At 60.4% G+C, this 15,488-nt stretch carries 15 protein-coding genes; 4 read left to right on the forward strand and 11 right to left on the reverse strand.

The features are described from left to right. Nucleotides 1–60: 60 nt before the first annotated feature. The 3 genes from eno to J3R80_RS08965 all read right to left on the reverse strand — a co-directional run bounded on the left by eno (nucleotide 61) and on the right by J3R80_RS08965 (nucleotide 2,835). The gene (gene eno / locus J3R80_RS08955; RefSeq protein WP_275393434.1) at nucleotides 61–1,335 is read right to left on the reverse strand and encodes a phosphopyruvate hydratase; all 1,275 of its coding nucleotides are present in this window, start codon (nucleotides 1,333–1,335) and stop codon (nucleotides 61–63) included. A gap of 79 nt (nucleotides 1,336–1,414) precedes the next feature. Beyond that, on the reverse strand, nucleotides 1,415–2,290 hold the full coding sequence (locus J3R80_RS08960) for a DMT family transporter (protein ID WP_275393436.1): 876 nt from the start codon (nucleotides 2,288–2,290) through the stop codon (nucleotides 1,415–1,417). A gap of 113 nt (nucleotides 2,291–2,403) precedes the next feature. Continuing rightward, nucleotides 2,404–2,835 (reverse strand): Fur family transcriptional regulator, encoded by a 432-nt coding sequence (locus J3R80_RS08965; RefSeq protein ID WP_275393437.1) that lies wholly within the window; start codon nucleotides 2,833–2,835, stop codon nucleotides 2,404–2,406. 245 nt (nucleotides 2,836–3,080) lie between these two features. On the opposite strand from J3R80_RS08965, the gene J3R80_RS08970 reads away from it, so the two are divergent. Next, a complete protein-coding gene (locus tag J3R80_RS08970; protein ID WP_275393438.1) occupies nucleotides 3,081–3,686 on the forward strand; it encodes a TetR/AcrR family transcriptional regulator in 606 nt (201 codons plus the stop codon). Nucleotides 3,687–3,711: 25 nt separating this feature from the next. Here J3R80_RS08970 and J3R80_RS08975 read toward each other — a convergent pair whose 3' ends face one another. The 8 genes from J3R80_RS08975 to J3R80_RS09010 form a co-directional block, all read right to left on the reverse strand. Beyond that, the gene (locus J3R80_RS08975; RefSeq protein ID WP_275393648.1) at nucleotides 3,712–4,968 is read right to left on the reverse strand and encodes a sodium:proton antiporter; all 1,257 of its coding nucleotides are present in this window, start codon (nucleotides 4,966–4,968) and stop codon (nucleotides 3,712–3,714) included. Between the two features lie 93 nt (nucleotides 4,969–5,061). Then, nucleotides 5,062–5,760: an endonuclease/exonuclease/phosphatase family protein gene (locus tag J3R80_RS08980; protein ID WP_275393439.1), complete on the reverse strand. Its 699-nt coding sequence runs from the start codon at nucleotides 5,758–5,760 to the stop codon at nucleotides 5,062–5,064. 49 nt (nucleotides 5,761–5,809) lie between these two features. Beyond that, the gene (locus tag J3R80_RS08985; protein ID WP_275393440.1) at nucleotides 5,810–7,219 is read right to left on the reverse strand and encodes a YdiU family protein; all 1,410 of its coding nucleotides are present in this window, start codon (nucleotides 7,217–7,219) and stop codon (nucleotides 5,810–5,812) included. Between the two features lie 30 nt (nucleotides 7,220–7,249). Beyond that, nucleotides 7,250–7,696 (reverse strand): GNAT family N-acetyltransferase, encoded by a 447-nt coding sequence (locus J3R80_RS08990; RefSeq protein WP_275393441.1) that lies wholly within the window; start codon nucleotides 7,694–7,696, stop codon nucleotides 7,250–7,252. Beyond that, on the reverse strand, nucleotides 7,693–8,631 hold the full coding sequence (locus J3R80_RS08995; protein WP_275393442.1) for a nucleoside hydrolase: 939 nt from the start codon (nucleotides 8,629–8,631) through the stop codon (nucleotides 7,693–7,695). The genes J3R80_RS08990 and J3R80_RS08995 overlap by 4 nt, the downstream gene beginning before the upstream one ends. Before the next feature lie 9 nt (nucleotides 8,632–8,640). After that, nucleotides 8,641–9,420, reverse strand: a complete 780-nt coding sequence (gene xth, locus J3R80_RS09000) for an exodeoxyribonuclease III (RefSeq protein ID WP_275393443.1) — start codon at nucleotides 9,418–9,420, stop codon at nucleotides 8,641–8,643. Between the two features lie 64 nt (nucleotides 9,421–9,484). After that, nucleotides 9,485–10,678: an NAD(P)/FAD-dependent oxidoreductase gene (locus J3R80_RS09005; RefSeq protein ID WP_275393444.1), complete on the reverse strand. Its 1,194-nt coding sequence runs from the start codon at nucleotides 10,676–10,678 to the stop codon at nucleotides 9,485–9,487. 40 nt (nucleotides 10,679–10,718) lie between these two features. After that, nucleotides 10,719–11,042 carry an iron-sulfur cluster assembly accessory protein gene (locus J3R80_RS09010; RefSeq protein ID WP_275393649.1) on the reverse strand — a complete coding sequence of 108 codons (324 nt, stop codon included), beginning with the start codon at nucleotides 11,040–11,042 and terminating at the stop codon, nucleotides 10,719–10,721. 135 nt (nucleotides 11,043–11,177) lie between these two features. Between J3R80_RS09010 and J3R80_RS09015 the strand changes: the two genes are divergently transcribed. The 3 genes from J3R80_RS09015 to J3R80_RS09025 all read left to right on the forward strand — a co-directional run bounded on the left by J3R80_RS09015 (nucleotide 11,178) and on the right by J3R80_RS09025 (nucleotide 15,487). Beyond that, the gene (locus J3R80_RS09015; protein ID WP_275393445.1) at nucleotides 11,178–12,320 is read left to right on the forward strand and encodes a deoxyguanosinetriphosphate triphosphohydrolase; all 1,143 of its coding nucleotides are present in this window, start codon (nucleotides 11,178–11,180) and stop codon (nucleotides 12,318–12,320) included. A gap of 147 nt (nucleotides 12,321–12,467) precedes the next feature. After that, a complete protein-coding gene (gene argS, locus J3R80_RS09020) occupies nucleotides 12,468–14,189 on the forward strand; it encodes an arginine--tRNA ligase (protein WP_275393446.1) in 1,722 nt (573 codons plus the stop codon). Between the two features lie 104 nt (nucleotides 14,190–14,293). Beyond that, nucleotides 14,294–15,487 (forward strand): SPOR domain-containing protein, encoded by a 1,194-nt coding sequence (locus tag J3R80_RS09025; RefSeq protein ID WP_275393447.1) that lies wholly within the window; start codon nucleotides 14,294–14,296, stop codon nucleotides 15,485–15,487. The last annotated feature ends 1 nt before the right edge of the window (nucleotide 15,488 follow it).

The following is a 15,488-nucleotide window of genomic DNA, read 5'->3' on the forward strand; positions in this document are numbered from 1 at the left end:
AACAAAAAAGAAAGGCCGGAGCGCTGCTCCGGCCTTTCTCGTTTCTGTCCAACGAGCGTTTTACTTCAAAATCGACCGTCCGGCATATTCCGCGGTCACGCCCAGCATTTCCTCGATCCGGATCAGCTGGTTGTATTTCGCCAACCGGTCGGACCGCGCCAGCGAGCCGGTTTTGATCTGGCCGCAATTGGTGGCGACGGCAAGGTCGGCAATCGTTGCGTCCTCGGTCTCGCCGGACCGGTGGGACATGACGTTGGTCATGCGCGCGCGGTGGGCCATGTCGACGGCTTTCAGCGTCTCGGACAGGGTGCCGATCTGGTTCACCTTGACCAGCATCGAGTTGGCAGCCCCTTTCGCGATCCCCTCGGCCAGACGGGCGGGGTTGGTCACGAACAGGTCGTCGCCCACAAGCTGGATCTTGTCGCCCAGCAGCTCGGTCAGCGCCACCCAGCCGTCCCAGTCATCTTCCGACATGCCATCCTCGATCGAGATGATCGGGTAGTCGTCGCACAGGGCCTTCAGGTATTGTGCGTTTTCCTCGGAGGTCAGCGACTTGCCTTCACCTGACAGCACGTATTTGCCATCCTTGTAATACTCGGTCGCGGCACAATCGAGGGCCAGATAGATATCCTCGCCCGGTTTGTATCCGGCCTTTTCAATCGACTTCATGATGAAATCCAGCGCATCGCGGGTCGATGCGATATTGGGGGCAAACCCGCCTTCGTCACCAATGCCGGTGGACAGGCCCGCCGCCGACAACTCCTTCTTGAGCGTGTGGAATACCTCTGACCCCATGCGCACCGCTTCGCGGATGTTTTCTGCCGCCACCGGCATGATCATGAATTCCTGAATGTCGATGGGGTTGTCGGCATGTTCACCGCCGTTGATGATGTTCATCATCGGCACCGGCAGCACCCGTGCCGAGGCCCCGCCAACATAGCGATAAAGGGGCAGGGCAGAGGCATCTGCGGCAGCTTTCGCTACAGCGAGCGATACACCCAGAATGGCGTTGGCGCCCAGACGGCCCTTGTTGTCGGTGCCGTCCAGCTCGATCATCGCGGCGTCGATGGCTTCCTGTTCGGTCGCATCGAACCCGACCAGCGCATCTGCGATCTCGCCGTTCACGGCTTCGACCGCTTCCAGGACGCCCTTGCCCATGTAACGGGATTTATCGCCATCGCGTTTTTCAACCGCTTCGTGGGCGCCGGTCGACGCGCCCGAGGGCACGGCGGCGCGGCCCAGCGTGCCATCGTCAAGGATCACGTCCACCTCAACCGTGGGATTGCCCCGGCTGTCCAGAATCTCGCGGGCAAAAATATCGACGATGATGGTCATGTTAGCGCTCCCAATAAGAAGAAATCTTCGGTTGAGGCTCTTTAGCGCGTCCGGGGCGTTACGACAACAGAATTGAAACCTATTCCTGCGCGCTGGCCTTCTGTTCGCGCAGGAAGGTGTAGATTCCGGTCCCGATCACGATCGCCGCCCCCAGATAGGTCAGCTTGTCCGGGTCTTCGCCGAACACGATGATCCCCAGGATGATCGAAAAGATCAGCCGCGTGTATCGGAACGGCATGATGATCGAGGTTTCAGCCATCCGCAGCGCAATGACGATGGCATAGTAGCCGGACACGCCGAACGTGGTTGCCCCCAGCATCAGCAGCCAGCCGGAAAGTTCGGGAACGACGAATGCCCCGCTGACCGGGATCATCAAAAGGCCCGCCGGGATGCAGGACAGGAAGGCAAAGAACGCCACGCTGGTCGACGGGATCGTCGGGTCAAGCTGCCGGGTCAGCAGATCGCGCAGGGCAATGCCGAACACGGCGGCGATGGGCAGAAGGGCGGCCATCTGGAACCCCTCGGCGCCCGGTCGGATGATCAGCAGAACCCCGAAGAACCCCATTCCGATGGCGCTCCACCGTCGCCAGCCGACCTGTTCCCCAAGAAACAGCGCAGCACCCGCCGTGGTGGCAAGGGGCATTGCTTGAAACACCGCCAACACCGTTGACAAGGGCACAAGGGACAGGGCTGTTACGAAAAACATCGCCGAAATCGCCTCGGACGCGTTGCGCCACAGCATCGCCTTTGATCGCATGTCGCGATGCACCAGCGGGGACAGCGTACCGCGTTGGACAAAGGTGATGATGGCGAAGGCCACCGCCCCGCCAGCCCCAAGAAGGAACAAGGTTTGCGAGGCCGGCATCCCTTGCGTCATCGACTTGACGAAGACGTCCTCCAGCGCGAACGCCGCCATCGCGAAGATGATCAGGATAATTCCACGGATGTTCTGCATGGGGCGGCATTTCACGGGTTCAGGAAAACAACCCGGCGACAAGACCCGGTTTTCGAAGACAAGGCAAGTCGACATCGGTGATGACGAGGATCATCGAACGCGATGGGTCGCGCCTATTTATTGGCTGTCTTGTCTTTCTTACGAACGCCGTAAAGCTCCAGCCGATGTCCCTTCAGCTCGTAACCCAACTTGGCGGCGATTTTTTCTTGCAGGGCTTCGATCTCGGGGTCGAGGAATTCAATCACCTGCCCGGAGGACAGGTCGATCAAATGGTCATGGTGATCGCGGTCCGCACTTTCATAGCGTGCGCGCCCGTCGCCAAATTCGTTTTTGACAAGGATCCCGGCTTCTTCGAACAGTTTCACAGTGCGATATACCGTCGCCAGTGAGATACGGCTGTCCAGACCTGCCGCGCGGGCGTGCAGCTCTTCAACATCGGGGTGGTCGCGATGCGCCTCTTCCAGAATCCTGGCGATCACCCGGCGCTGCCCGGTCATGCGCAAGCCCAGTTCCTCGCACCGTTTCAGAATGGATGGTTCGGACATTCGCCCTCCGATACTCGATCTGCCTGCCCCCTTATGCCGCGAAATCCGCGCGGGGGGAATGCTCAGTTGGCTGTCTTCTTGTCAGGGCAGAGAAGGCCTTGTGTGCCGTACGGTCGGCCTTGCCAAACGGACATAGATCGTTCGATAGTCTGATTAACTGCGCAGCTGAAGCGCGTGACTGGTGAAACTGGCGGACATCGTTGACGATACATTCGAGCAAAAGAGCCCGATCTGAGGATCAGAAGATGAAGCGGCAGGCCGAGATTCTGTCCGCCGCTCGTGATCTGATCGAAGAGCTTGGCTTTGACGGTGTGACGATGAACGCGCTGGCGAAACGCGCCAACCTTGCCAAGGGAACGCTGTATCTCTACGTCCGATCAAAGGAAGAGCTGTTTCTGCTTTTGTTTGTTGATGCGCTGGAAGAACTGGTCAGCTGCCTTGAAAACGAACCGAGGATAGGTGTCCAACCTGCGGATTTGGCCGATTACCTGACCGAGCTGTCGCAAAACACGCCGCTGTTCCTGCCGCTGTTTGCCCGGTTGGTCGCAGTGATCGAGGCGAATGTTGCGGATGAGCCGTTGTTCAACGCCAAGCGCAGTATGCTGGCGAAATTCGAACGCGTCGCAATTCAGTTTGCCAAGCTTTTGCAACTGGAACCCGATCAGGCCGGGTTGGTGGCCCGCACGTTGATGAATGTCATGCAAGGCGCTGCCCAATTTGACCTGACCGCAGGGCGCGACCCCGAAGGTCTGCCGGATGACATGCGCGAGGCGTTCGCCATCAACGAATTTTCCCGGAATTTTCGGCCTGCAGCAGAATTGATCCTGGGGGCGGTCGCAAACGGTCGATAAAGCTGCGTTAACTGCGGCAGCTTCCTTACATCAATTCCGGCTCGCGCCCCAATCGCTGGGCAAGCGGTGCCACCGTCAAGCCCTGCACGATGATCGAGAACACAACAATGATATAGGTCGCCGCCAGGATCAGCGGTTTCCATTCGCTATCGGGCAGGCTGAGCGCCAACGCGACCGATATGCCGCCTTTCAGGCCGCCCCAGGTCATGATCGGCACAACGCCCTTGGAAAAACTGCGGAACGGCTTTAGCAGGATCACGGGCACGGCAACCGCTGTCAGGCGGGCCAGCAGCGCAAGGACGATGGACAGAACGCCTGCTGTCACGGCGTCCATGGTGAAGGCAACGGCAAACACCTCGAACCCGATCATCAGGAACAGGACCGCGTTCAGAATTTCGTCGATCAGCTTCCAGAATGCATCGACATAACTGCGGGTCTCTTCGCTCATCCCGTGTTTGGTGCCAACATCGCCGATCAAAAGGCCCGCACAGACCGCCATAATCGGACCCGAGACATGTAGCGCGACGGCCAGCTCGTACCCACCGAAGGCCAGTCCAAGGGTCAACAGAACCTCAAGCGAATAGTCGTCAATCCGTCGCATGACGCGGAAGGTCAGCCAACCCAGAACAACACCCAGCAACGCCCCGCCAACGGCCTCTTGAAAGAACAGCCACAGGGCGGCTTCGGCGCTGGGATCCGTGGCGTGGTCGCCGTGCCCGGACGGAAAGGCCAGACCCACAAGCACCAGAAACACAACATAGCCAACCCCGTCATTGAACAGGCTTTCGCCGGCGATTTTGGTTTCCAGTGTTTTTTGCAGATTGGCCTCGCGCAACACGCCCAGAACGGCGACCGGATCGGTGGGCGAGATCAATGCCCCAAAGACCAGTGCGATCAACAGAGGTGCGCCGGTCAACCAACTGAACCCAACACCGACAACAATCGTGGACAGGGCGACGCCCATCGTGGCCATCAGAAAAACAACGGCCCACTGCGCCCGCAAGTCACGGATCTTGACATGCAATGCGCCGGCAAACAGCAACAGGCCCAACATGCCTTCAAGCAATGTGTCAGAAAAATCCAGGCTTGCGACGGTGCTTCGCACTTGATCGGCAACGCCCATTGCTGGGATCAGGAAGTCCAACCCCATCAGTGCAAGCGAAGCCATCAGCGACACCAACAAGATACCGATCGGCGAGGGCAGCTTTAGGAAGAGGTAGTTAATCGACCCAAACGCCCCGGCCAGAACGATCAGAAGCGAGGTGATCTGCAGGAAATTCATACGGACGTCCCAGCGGTTTTCGGTTGTCATAGCACGCTGTTTGCCTTTGACAAATGCTGAAACAAACCGTGTCGAAGCGATGCCCCGTTCGGGTCACTTTTTCACGCGCACATGCGCCCAGACCGGCAGGTGATCGGACGCGACCCTGGCCAGTGGCGAATGATCGACCCCTGCATCGCGCAGCTCGACCCCCGGGCTAAGCGCCACCCGATCCAGCGCGGCCACGGGGCGTGCAGCATGAAAGGACCGGCCGGGCGAAATCACATCAAACCGGTGTTCCAACGGTTCAAACCCGCGTTTCGGGGACCATTCGTTGAAATCCCCCATGATCACGGTCGGCAAGGGCGAATGCGCCAGCTTCTTTGCCAGTTGCCGCATTTGCTGATGACGATAAGGACGCAGAAGGCCAAGATGGGTGCCGACAAGTTTCAGCTGACCCTCGATTTCGACGGAAACTGCGCCGCGCGGCTCAAGCCCCGGCAGCTCAAGTTGTTCGGCGGCATGAAAGGTCAGCCCCTTGCGAACAAGGATCGCGTTGCCGTGACTGCCCAGAGAAACGCCTTTGCGATCATACGGGACAGCGACGAAATCTGTCTCGTCCGACAACAACCGATGAGGCAGGGCGCTGGGGCGCGGGCCAAGGCGGCGGTCGGCCTCTTGCAGGACCACGATGTCCGCGTCCAAATGATTGATCACGTCCAGAATACGGTGCGGGTCGCGCCGTCGGTCCAGCCCGATGGCCTTGCGCATGTTGTACGTGACCAGCTTTAGGTCCAGAGCATCGGATTCCATGACCTCAACCTATTAAAGTCGTCCCCGCATTTCCAGCAGTCACACCGCCTTAGGTGCCGCAAAACGTGCGCAGGACGCGTTCATCCGGTTTCGGCGGGGTGGCAAGGTCACGATCTTCCGGCCGTGGATCAAAGGGGCGGGTCAGGGCATCCACCAACCGATGGAACGGGGCGTGGTCCCCGTCAATACCAGCCTGAATGGCCTCTTCCACCCGGTGATTTCGGGGGATCAGAACGGGGTTGGCGGCGCGCATCGTCTTTCTATGGTCGCCCGGCTCCCGCTCCAGCCGGGCTGTCCAGTCCGGTGCCCAACTGTTCCACGCCCCGTCATCGGTGATGTGTGTGCTGGCATCGCCGTCGGACAGGGCCGTAAATGTGGCAGTGAAATCAGCTTGCGAGCTGGCCATGCGCGACAGAAGCCCGGTGATCAGCGCCTCGTCACCGTCTTCTTCGCTGACCAGTCCGATCTTGGCACGAAACAGGCGCATCCATTCGGGACTGAAATGATCAGCAAAACTTTCGAGCACCCGCGTCGCTTCCTCGGCTGCGCGGTCGGGGTCGCCATCCATCAACGGCAAAAGCGCGGTGGCAAGCTGGGCCAGATTCCACACCGCCATATTGGGCTGTGCCTGAAACGCATAGCGTCCTTGCTGGTCGATGGATGAAAACACCGTGCGCGGATGATAGGCATCCATGAAGGCGCAGGGGCCGTAGTCGATGGTTTCGCCCGATACGGCCATGTTGTCGGTGTTCATAACGCCATGGATGAAGCCCAGACTCATCCATTTCGCAACCAGACGTGCCTGGGCAGCGACGACCCCCGCAAGAAAAGAGAGCGGTCCATCCGCTTCGGGATAATGGCGCGCGATGCAGTGGTCCGAAAGCAGGCGAAGGCCCGCGGTATCACCGCGCGCTGCGAAATATTGAAAGGTGCCAACGCGGATATGGCTGGCGGCAACGCGCGTCAGGATGGCGCCGGGGTAACGGCGTTCGCGTTGAACGCCTTCGCCGGTCAGGGCCGCGCCAAGCGCACGGGTGGTCGGAACGCCGAAGGCGTGCATCGCCTCGGACACGATATATTCGCGCATGACCGGCCCGACCCAGGCCCGCCCGTCGCCATTGCGGCTGTAGGGGGTGACGCCGGACCCCTTAAGCTGAATATCCCGCCGTCCGAAATCACCCGTCACTTCGCCCAGCAGGATCGCGCGCCCGTCGCCCAGCCGTGGCACCCATCCGCCAAACTGGTGTCCCGCATAGACCTGTGCAAGCGGTTCAGAGCCCGGCAAAAGGGCATTGCCGGTCAATACCTCGGCGGTCAGGTCTGCCGGGTCCAGCCCAAGCTCGCGCGCAAGTGCGTCGTTGATGCGCAGAATTTGCGGCTGCGCCACAGGCACCGGCGGCAACTTGGTAAAAAACCTGTCGGGCAGGCGGGCATAGGAGTTGTCAAAAATGTCGCGCATTGCGCCTACCATAGCAGAGTTCTAGGGCCGCTACATCGCCCGTGTCATCAAGTGATAGCGATCGAGGGATCGAAACCCGATCCGCTCGTAAAGCTGTTGGGCGCGCTCATTATCGGCCTCGACTTCCAGATGCATGGCACCCACGCCTTGCTCGGACAAGGCGCGGACCAGCGCTGCCAATGCCTCGCCGCCCATGCCACGCCCACGCACCTTTTCGCGGACATAGAATTCGTCAAGAAAGGCATCCAGCCCGCCGAACTCGATCGACCAACCGAAGCTCACGGCGATATAGCCGACGGGCGCGACGCGTGGTCCGATCATCCAGATGGCCCCATGGGGCGAGCCTTCGAGTAGGGGCTGCACGGCGCCGCGTCGGGTATCCTCATCATGTTCGATGCCCTGCTGGGCGTGAAACCCCGCAACGAGCGGCATCAGCCGGTCAAGATCATCCGGGGTGGCAAGGCGCAGACTGCTCATAGCCGGGCGATCCTTTCGGTCAGGAGTTTGAAAAACGCGTCGCTGTCCAGATCCCCAATAAACAAAGCGTTGGGCGCATGGTCGGTCACCCCCCACCAATCGGCCACCGTCATGCCCAGGGTCAACTCCGATTGGGTTTCAACCTGCACATTCACATGGCGGCCTTGAAACAGGTCGGGCTGGATCAGATAGGCGATGACCGTCGGGTCGTGCAGAGGCGCCCCGTCAGAGCCGTATTTTTCCTTGTCGAACCGTTCGAAGAAATCGGTCATTTCGGCAACCGCGTGACCCACGTCACCGGGCAGGGCGCGGAACGCGTCGTTGCGTGCCTTCGTCACCAGTGCCTTATGCGTGACATCCAGCGGCATCACAACCAGTGGGATGCCAGACTTGAACACAATATCAGCGGCTTGCGGGTCGACGTAAATGTTGAACTCGGCGGCCGGGGTGACATTGCCAACCTCGAAATACGCTCCACCCATCAGGACGATCTCCTGCACCCGGTCGACGATATCGGGCGCACGCTCAAACGCGGTGGCGATGTTGGTCAGGGGGCCAAGCGGGCAGAGCGTCACAGTGCCCGGATCATGGGCGCGCAGCGTGTCGATGATGAAATCGACCGCGTGCTGGTCCTGTAAGGGCATCGTGGGGTCAGGTAGAACCGGACCGTTCAGCCCCGTCTTGCCATGCACATATTCCGCCGTGACCAGATCGCGGCGCAGGGGACGGTCGCATCCGGCAAAAACCTTGGTTTCGGGCTTGCCGGCCAGTTCGCAAACGATCCGGGCATTCTTGGCGGTCAGGGCCAGGGGTACGTTTCCGGCAACGGCTGTGATGCCCAATACCTCGATATCCTCGGGGCTGGCCAACGCCAGCAGGATGGCAACGGCGTCGTCTTGTCCGGGGTCGGTGTCGATGATGATCTTGCGAGTCATTTCAGCCTCTTACGCCGCCAACTCAATCCAGATCGGCACGTGATCAGACGGCTTCTCGCGCCCGCGCACGTCCTTGTCGATCTGGCAATCTGTCAGCAAATCGGCGCATTCTGGCGACAAAAGGAAATGGTCGATCCGTATCCCGTCATTGCGCTGCCATGCGCCGCGCTGGAAATCCCAGAACGTATAGTGCTCAGGCGCTTGATTGCGGGCGCGGAAGGCCTCGGTCATGCCAAGATTTGTGATCTTGCGCCATGCTTCCCGGCTTTCCGGACGAAAAAGCGCGTCGTCGATCCACGCATCTGGACGGACGGCATCTTCGGGTTGCGGGATGATGTTATAGTCACCGGCCATCAGAAACGGCATCTCATCAGCCAGCAATTCCTCGGCGCGGGCGCGCAACCGATCCATCCAGGCGAGCTTGTAGTCGTATTTCGGCCCGGGAACCGGGTTGCCGTTGGGCAGGTAGAGACCGCAGATGCGCACGGCGTGATCGCCCACAACAGTCGCCTCGATATACCGGGCCTGTTCGTCGTCATCATCGCCGGGCAGACCGCGGGTCACATCCTCAAGCGGCAGCTTCGACAGAAGGGCCACACCGTTGAAACTTTTCTGCCCGTGCGTTTCGACGTTATACCCTTTGTCTTCAAAGGCTTCTTTCGGGAAGTTCTCGTCAATCGACTTGATTTCCTGCAAGATCGCAACATCCGGTTGGGCCTCATCCAACCAATCCATCAGCGCGGGCAAGCGCGCCTTGATTCCATTGATGTTGAAACTGGCGATTTTCATGCGACCCCTCCTGCGTTTTGCGGCCAATGTGGGCGCAAACGGGCGGGGGTGCAAGCAAAGGTCGTTACGCTTCGGCGATATGCCGCCCGGCGGCATGGGCGCTTGACCACGCCCATTGGAAATTGAACCCGCCAAGCCAACCGGTCACGTCCACGCATTCCCCGATGAAGTAAAGCCCCGGCACGGTTTTCGACATCATCGACTTGCTGTCGATTCCGTCGGTTGCGATGCCACCCAGTGTCACCTCGGCGGTGCGATAGCCTTCGGACCCGGACGGCGTCAGGGACCAGTCGGACAGTTGATCGGTCAAGGCGCGCAGGGCGGTGTCGGATTGGTCGGCCAACCGTTGGGTCAGGTCGAAGCGATCCGCCCATTCGGTCGCCAGAAACTCCACCAACCGTGCGGGCAGGTGGTTGGCAAGCTCGGTCGACAATTGCCGCCGCCCTTCGGCCTGCCGTTGGTCGCGCAGTGCGCTGAACAGGTCGCGCCCGCCTGTCAGATCCACATGGATCGACGTACCCTCGTGCCAGAAGGACGAGATTTGCAGGATCGCGGGGCCGGACAATCCGCGATGGGTAAACAACATCGCTTCGTCGAAACTCGCAGATTGCGTCCAGACGCGCACGGGCAGCGACACACCCGACAGGGCGGCAAACCGGCCTTCCGGGAAGGTCAGGGGCACAAGGGCGGGGCGCGGGTTGATGATGTTGTGTCCAAACTGGCGCGCGATGTCATAAGCAAAGCCAGTTGCACCCATCCTGGGGATCGACTTGCCGCCTGTTGCCAGAACAAGATTGCGGCAGGTCAGCGCGCCCGCCGAGGTTGTCAGGGCGAAGCCATCGTCGGTCTGTTCCAGGTTTTCAACGGATGTAGACAGTCGCAGCTCGGCCCCGGCGTCCTTTAGGTTTTGAACCAACAGGTCAACAATCTGCGTGGATTTTCCGTCGCAAAAAAGCTGCCCCAGCGTTTTCTCGTGCCATGCAATCCCGGCGCGGTCGACCATCTCGATGAAATCCCACTGCGTAAAGCGTGCCAGCGCTGATTTATGGAAATGCGGGTTCTGGCCGGTGAAATTCGCGGGTTCTGCGTGCATGTTGGTGAAGTTGCAGCGCCCACCACCGGAAATGCGGATCTTCTCGCCGGGTTTGGTGGCGTGGTCGATCACCAAGGTGCGCTTGCCGCCTTCTGCTGCATACGGCGCACAGAATAAACCAGCCGCGCCCGCGCCAATGATGATGGTGTCCCAATCGGTTATCATGGGCTGCACCTAGCCAATTCAGCGGACAAGCGGAAGGGGATTACATCGAGAACGAGGTACCACAGCCACAGGAGGCCGTGGCGTTGGGGTTGTTCACGACAAACCGCGCGCCAATCAGCTCCTCGCTGAAATCAATCGTCGCGTTGGCCAAAAAGGGCAGGGACACCTCGTCCACCACCACCTGTTCGCCTGCGCCCGTCAAGACAAGGTCGCCTTCGGCAGGGTCGTCCAGCGAAATGTCATATTGAAATCCCGAGCAACCGCCGCCTTCCACGGCAACCCGCAGCGCCTTGCCTTGGGCGCCCGCGCCGATTTCAGCCAGACGCGCGAAGGCGCGGTCGGTCACGGTTGGGGGCAGGGTCAGGTCCATTGGAATTCCATTTCATGTTCACGCCAAAGGGAATATAGGGGGGGCATGCGGGCGCGACAAGACGCCCGACAGGTGTGTTTTGGTCGGGACAACCGGACGCACCCGCAGTGACAGGCAGAAGGGGGCGGTATGCTCGCCATTTATGCAACCCATCCCGGTGGCAGCCGGGGGCGGCTTTATGACGAAGGCGAAAGCGCCTTTCGCGAACCGTTTCAACGCGATCGTGACCGGATCATTCATTCGTCAGCCTTTCGCAGGCTGAAGCACAAGACGCAGGTTTTTGTCGAACATGAGGGCGATTATTTCCGCACGCGCCTGACCCACTCGATCGAGGTGGCGCAGGTGGCGCGTACCATCGCGGGTGCGCTGGGGCTAAACAGCCACCTGACCGAGGCCGTGGCGCTGGCCCATGATCTTGGGCACACGCCGTTTGGACATACCGGTGAGGACGCGCTGGACGCGATGATGGCGCCCTATGGCGGGTTTGATCACAACGCGCAGGCACTGAAGATCGTCACGTCACTGGAACGGCATTATGCGGAATGGGACGGGTTGAACCTGACCTGGGAAACCCTTGAAGGGATTGCGAAACATAACGGGCCGGTGGTCGGCGATCTGCCCTATGCGCTGGCCGAGTATAACGCCCGCCATGATCTTGAACTGAACACCCATGCAGGGGCCGAAGCGCAGGCCGCTGCCCTGGCCGATGACATCGCTTACAACAATCACGACCTGCATGATGGGCTGCGCGCAGGTCTGTTTGACATGGACGAGATCGCTGGCCTGCCGATCGTCGGGCAAGCGATTGCTCAGGTCGATGCAACCTATCCCGGGCTGGACGCCGGTCGTCGTCGTCACGAGGCCTTGCGCCGGGTGTTCGGCGTGATGGTCGAAGACGTTCTGACCACGTCGCAAGCATTGCTGGCGGATGCCGCGCCTCGATCGGTCGAGGATATCCGCGCTCTGGATCATGCGGTCATCCGGTTTTCGCCCGTATTATGGGCGGATCTGAAGGTAATCCGTGATTTCCTGTTCACCCGGATGTACCGCGCCCCATCGGTGGTTGCGATGCGCGAAAGGGTGACCTGTGTGGTGGAAGATCTGTTCGCTCATTACCGTGATACGCCGTCCGATTTGCCCACCGAATGGCGGGCCGAGATAGAAGCGGCCACCAGCGACCGCCGACTGGCCCGTCTTGTGGCGGATTACATCGCGGGGATGACCGACCGTTTTGCCTTGCAGGAACACAAGCGTTTGGGGTTGGGCGGCTAGGGGGCGCTGCCCCCTCGGGACGTTGTCCCTCACCCCCGGGATATTTTGGGCCAGAAGAAGGCGGATGACCCGTGTTCCCTGACTTGCGTCGCTTGACCTTTGGGGCGGGGCTGTTAGGAGTGCGGCGGAGAGAAAAGGACCATACCCATGAACCTGTTTGCCGATATTCGCAGCCTTGTCATCGACGCGCTGAATGCGATGGTTGTCGAGGGCGCGCTGCCCGATGGCCTGAGCTTTGACAACGTGGCGGTCGAGCCGCCGCGCGATGCGGCCCATGGTGATATGGCGACCAATGCAGCCATGGTTCTGGCCAAACCGGCCGGGATGAAACCGCGCGACATTGCCGAGGCGCTGGCAGGCAAGCTGATGGCCGATGACCGTATCGACGTGGCCGAGGTGGCCGGACCGGGGTTTTTGAACCTGCGGCTGGATGCGTCGATCTGGGCGCGATTGGTCGAGGGTATTCTTGGTGGTGACGGTTATGGCCGCTCGACCATGGGGGCAGGGCAGAAGGTCAATGTGGAATATGTGTCGGCAAACCCGACCGGGCCTTTGCATGTGGGTCACACGCGTGGCGCGGTGTTCGGCGATGCGCTGGCCAGTTTGCTGGATTATGCCGGTCACGAGGTGACGCGGGAGTATTACATCAATGATGGCGGAGCACAGGTCGACGTATTGGCCCGCTCGGTTTACCTGCGCTATCTTGAGGCGCATGGGCAGGAGGTGGCGTTCGAAGACGGCACCTATCCCGGCGATTATCTTGTTCCCGTCGGGCAGGCGCTGAAGGACAAGGTGGGTGACGCCTTCGTCGGAAAGGGCGAGCAGTTCTGGCTGGCTGAAATCCGCGAATTTGCGACCGACAAGATGCTTGATCTGATCCGTGAGGATCTGGCCATGCTGGGGGTGAAGATGGATGTCTTCTTCTCGGAGAAATCGCTTTATGGGACCGGTCGGATCGAAGACGCGCTGAAGGCGTTGGAAAATAAGGGCCTGATCTATGAGGGGGTGCTTGAACCGCCCAAGGGCAAGAAGCCCGAAGACTGGGAGCCGCGCGAGCAAACACTGTTCAAATCCACCGCGCATGGGGACGATGTAGATCGGCCAGTGAAGAAATCGGACGGCAGCTGGACCTATTTCGCGCCCGATATCGCCTATCACTTTGACAAGGTCGAACGCGGGTTCGATGCGCTGATCGACGTGTTCGGGGCCGATCACGGCGGGTATGTCAAGCGGATGAAGGCGGCGGTATCGGCGCTGTCCGATGGGCGTGTGCCATTGGATATCAAGCTCACCCAGCTTGTGAAACTTTACAAGAATGGCGAGCCGTTCAAGATGTCAAAACGGGCGGGCACATTTGTGACCTTGCGCGATGTTGTCGAGCAGGTGGGGTCGGACGTAACCCGTTTCGTCATGCTGACCCGCAAAAACGACGCGCCGCTGGATTTTGATTTCGACAAGGTGTTGGAGCAAAGCCGCGACAACCCCGTGTTCTATGTTCAATATGCGCATGCGCGGGTGTGTTCGGTTCTGCGGAAGGCGGCGGATCAGGGGATTGCCCTGACCGACACGCCCAAGATCGAGGATGAGGCCGAGATCGCCGTGGCCAAGAAGCTGGCTGAATGGCCCCGTTTGGTCGAGATCGCGGCGCGCACGCACGAACCGCACCGGATTGCGTTCTATCTTTATGAGTTGGCGTCGGATTTCCACGCCCTGTGGAACCGGGGCAATGACAAACCGGAACTTCGCTTCCTTCAGGATGGCAAGAATGACTCATCGGCGGCGAAAATCGCCCTGCCGCGCGCAGTAGCCGTTGTCATTTCGTCAGGCTTGGGTATTTTGGGCGTCACTCCTGCAGAAGAAATGCGCTGATCACAAGGGCAGCTTCGGCAGGTGAGAGGTTGACGCAGTAACCGGAACGGGACGCAGAAAGAGCCATCAAAGGCCGCCGCGTTCGCAACCGGAGGTGAGGCATTATGGCAGAAGCGAACTGGGGTCCCGGGACCCGGCAGGCGACGTTTAACAATCAGTATGATCAGGGCTATGCGTCCCCGCATCGGGCCGAGCCGCCATTGGTCGCGCCCACACGTCAGGCACCACCGCAATTCGTTCATCAGGCGACGTCACCATACCTTCATCCCGCCCATGGCGGGCCGCAAATGCACCCATCGCATGGTCCTCATGATGGCTATGATACGCCGATGGCAAACATGGCCGAAGACGAACCGCAAACCGATGCACCTTCCGCACCCGGTGGCTTCAGCACAATGTTCAGCTATGCCGGTGCGGCGCTGTCGCTGGCGCTGATCGTCGGACTTGGCGTTTGGGGTTACAAGCTTGCGGTGCGTGATGTGACCGGCATACCCGTTGTGCGCGCTCTGGAAGGGCCGATGCGCGTGCAGCCGGACAACCCCGGCGGCCAATCCGCAGCCCATCAGGGCTTCGCCGTGAATGATGTTCAATCCGAAGGTCAGGCGACAGCGCCTGCCGACCGTCTGGTTTTGGCCCCGGCGCCCGAAGATCTGGCGGACGAAGATATGACGACCGAGGTCGCAACGCGCGCTGACACGGCACCGGGGGCGGAGCTGCCCCTGCACGAAGCCACCGCAATCCTGCCGGATGCTGATCCTGCTTCCGTTGACCCGGTGGCGGCGGCTCTTGCCATCGCCGAGCAGATCGCAGCAGATGCTGAGCCGCTTTCAGGGACTGCGTCGGATGAAACGACCTTGGCGTCGCTCTCGGGCGCTGCTGCGGACCTGTCAGAAACCATTGCTGTCAAAATCATTCCCGCCTCGGTTCCTGGGGTAAGCCAGTCGCCGCGCCCGACAAGCCGTCCGGCTGATCTGACCACGCGTGTCGCCGCCGCGCCAGTTGCGCCCGCCGAGATTGCGACAGAAGTGGCGCCGGATCAGGTTGCTGCGGGCACCCGGCTGGTTCAGCTTGGCGCGTATGACAGTGCTGACGTAGCCCGTTCTGAATGGAACCGGTTGTCCACACAGTTTGAAGATTATTTCACCGGCAAGTCGCGCGTGGTCCAGAAAGCCCAGTCCGGCGGCAAGACTTTCTATCGCTTGCGTGCAGTAGGGTTCGAAGACCTTGCCGATGCGCGTCGGTTCTGTTCGGTTCTGATGGCCTCGAAAGCGGCCTGTATCCCGGTTGTGAACCGCTGAT

The sequence above is a fragment of the Aliiroseovarius sp. Z3 genome (assembly GCF_029105185.1).
In the GTDB taxonomy this organism is placed as follows: Bacteria; Pseudomonadota; Alphaproteobacteria; order Rhodobacterales; family Rhodobacteraceae; genus Aliiroseovarius.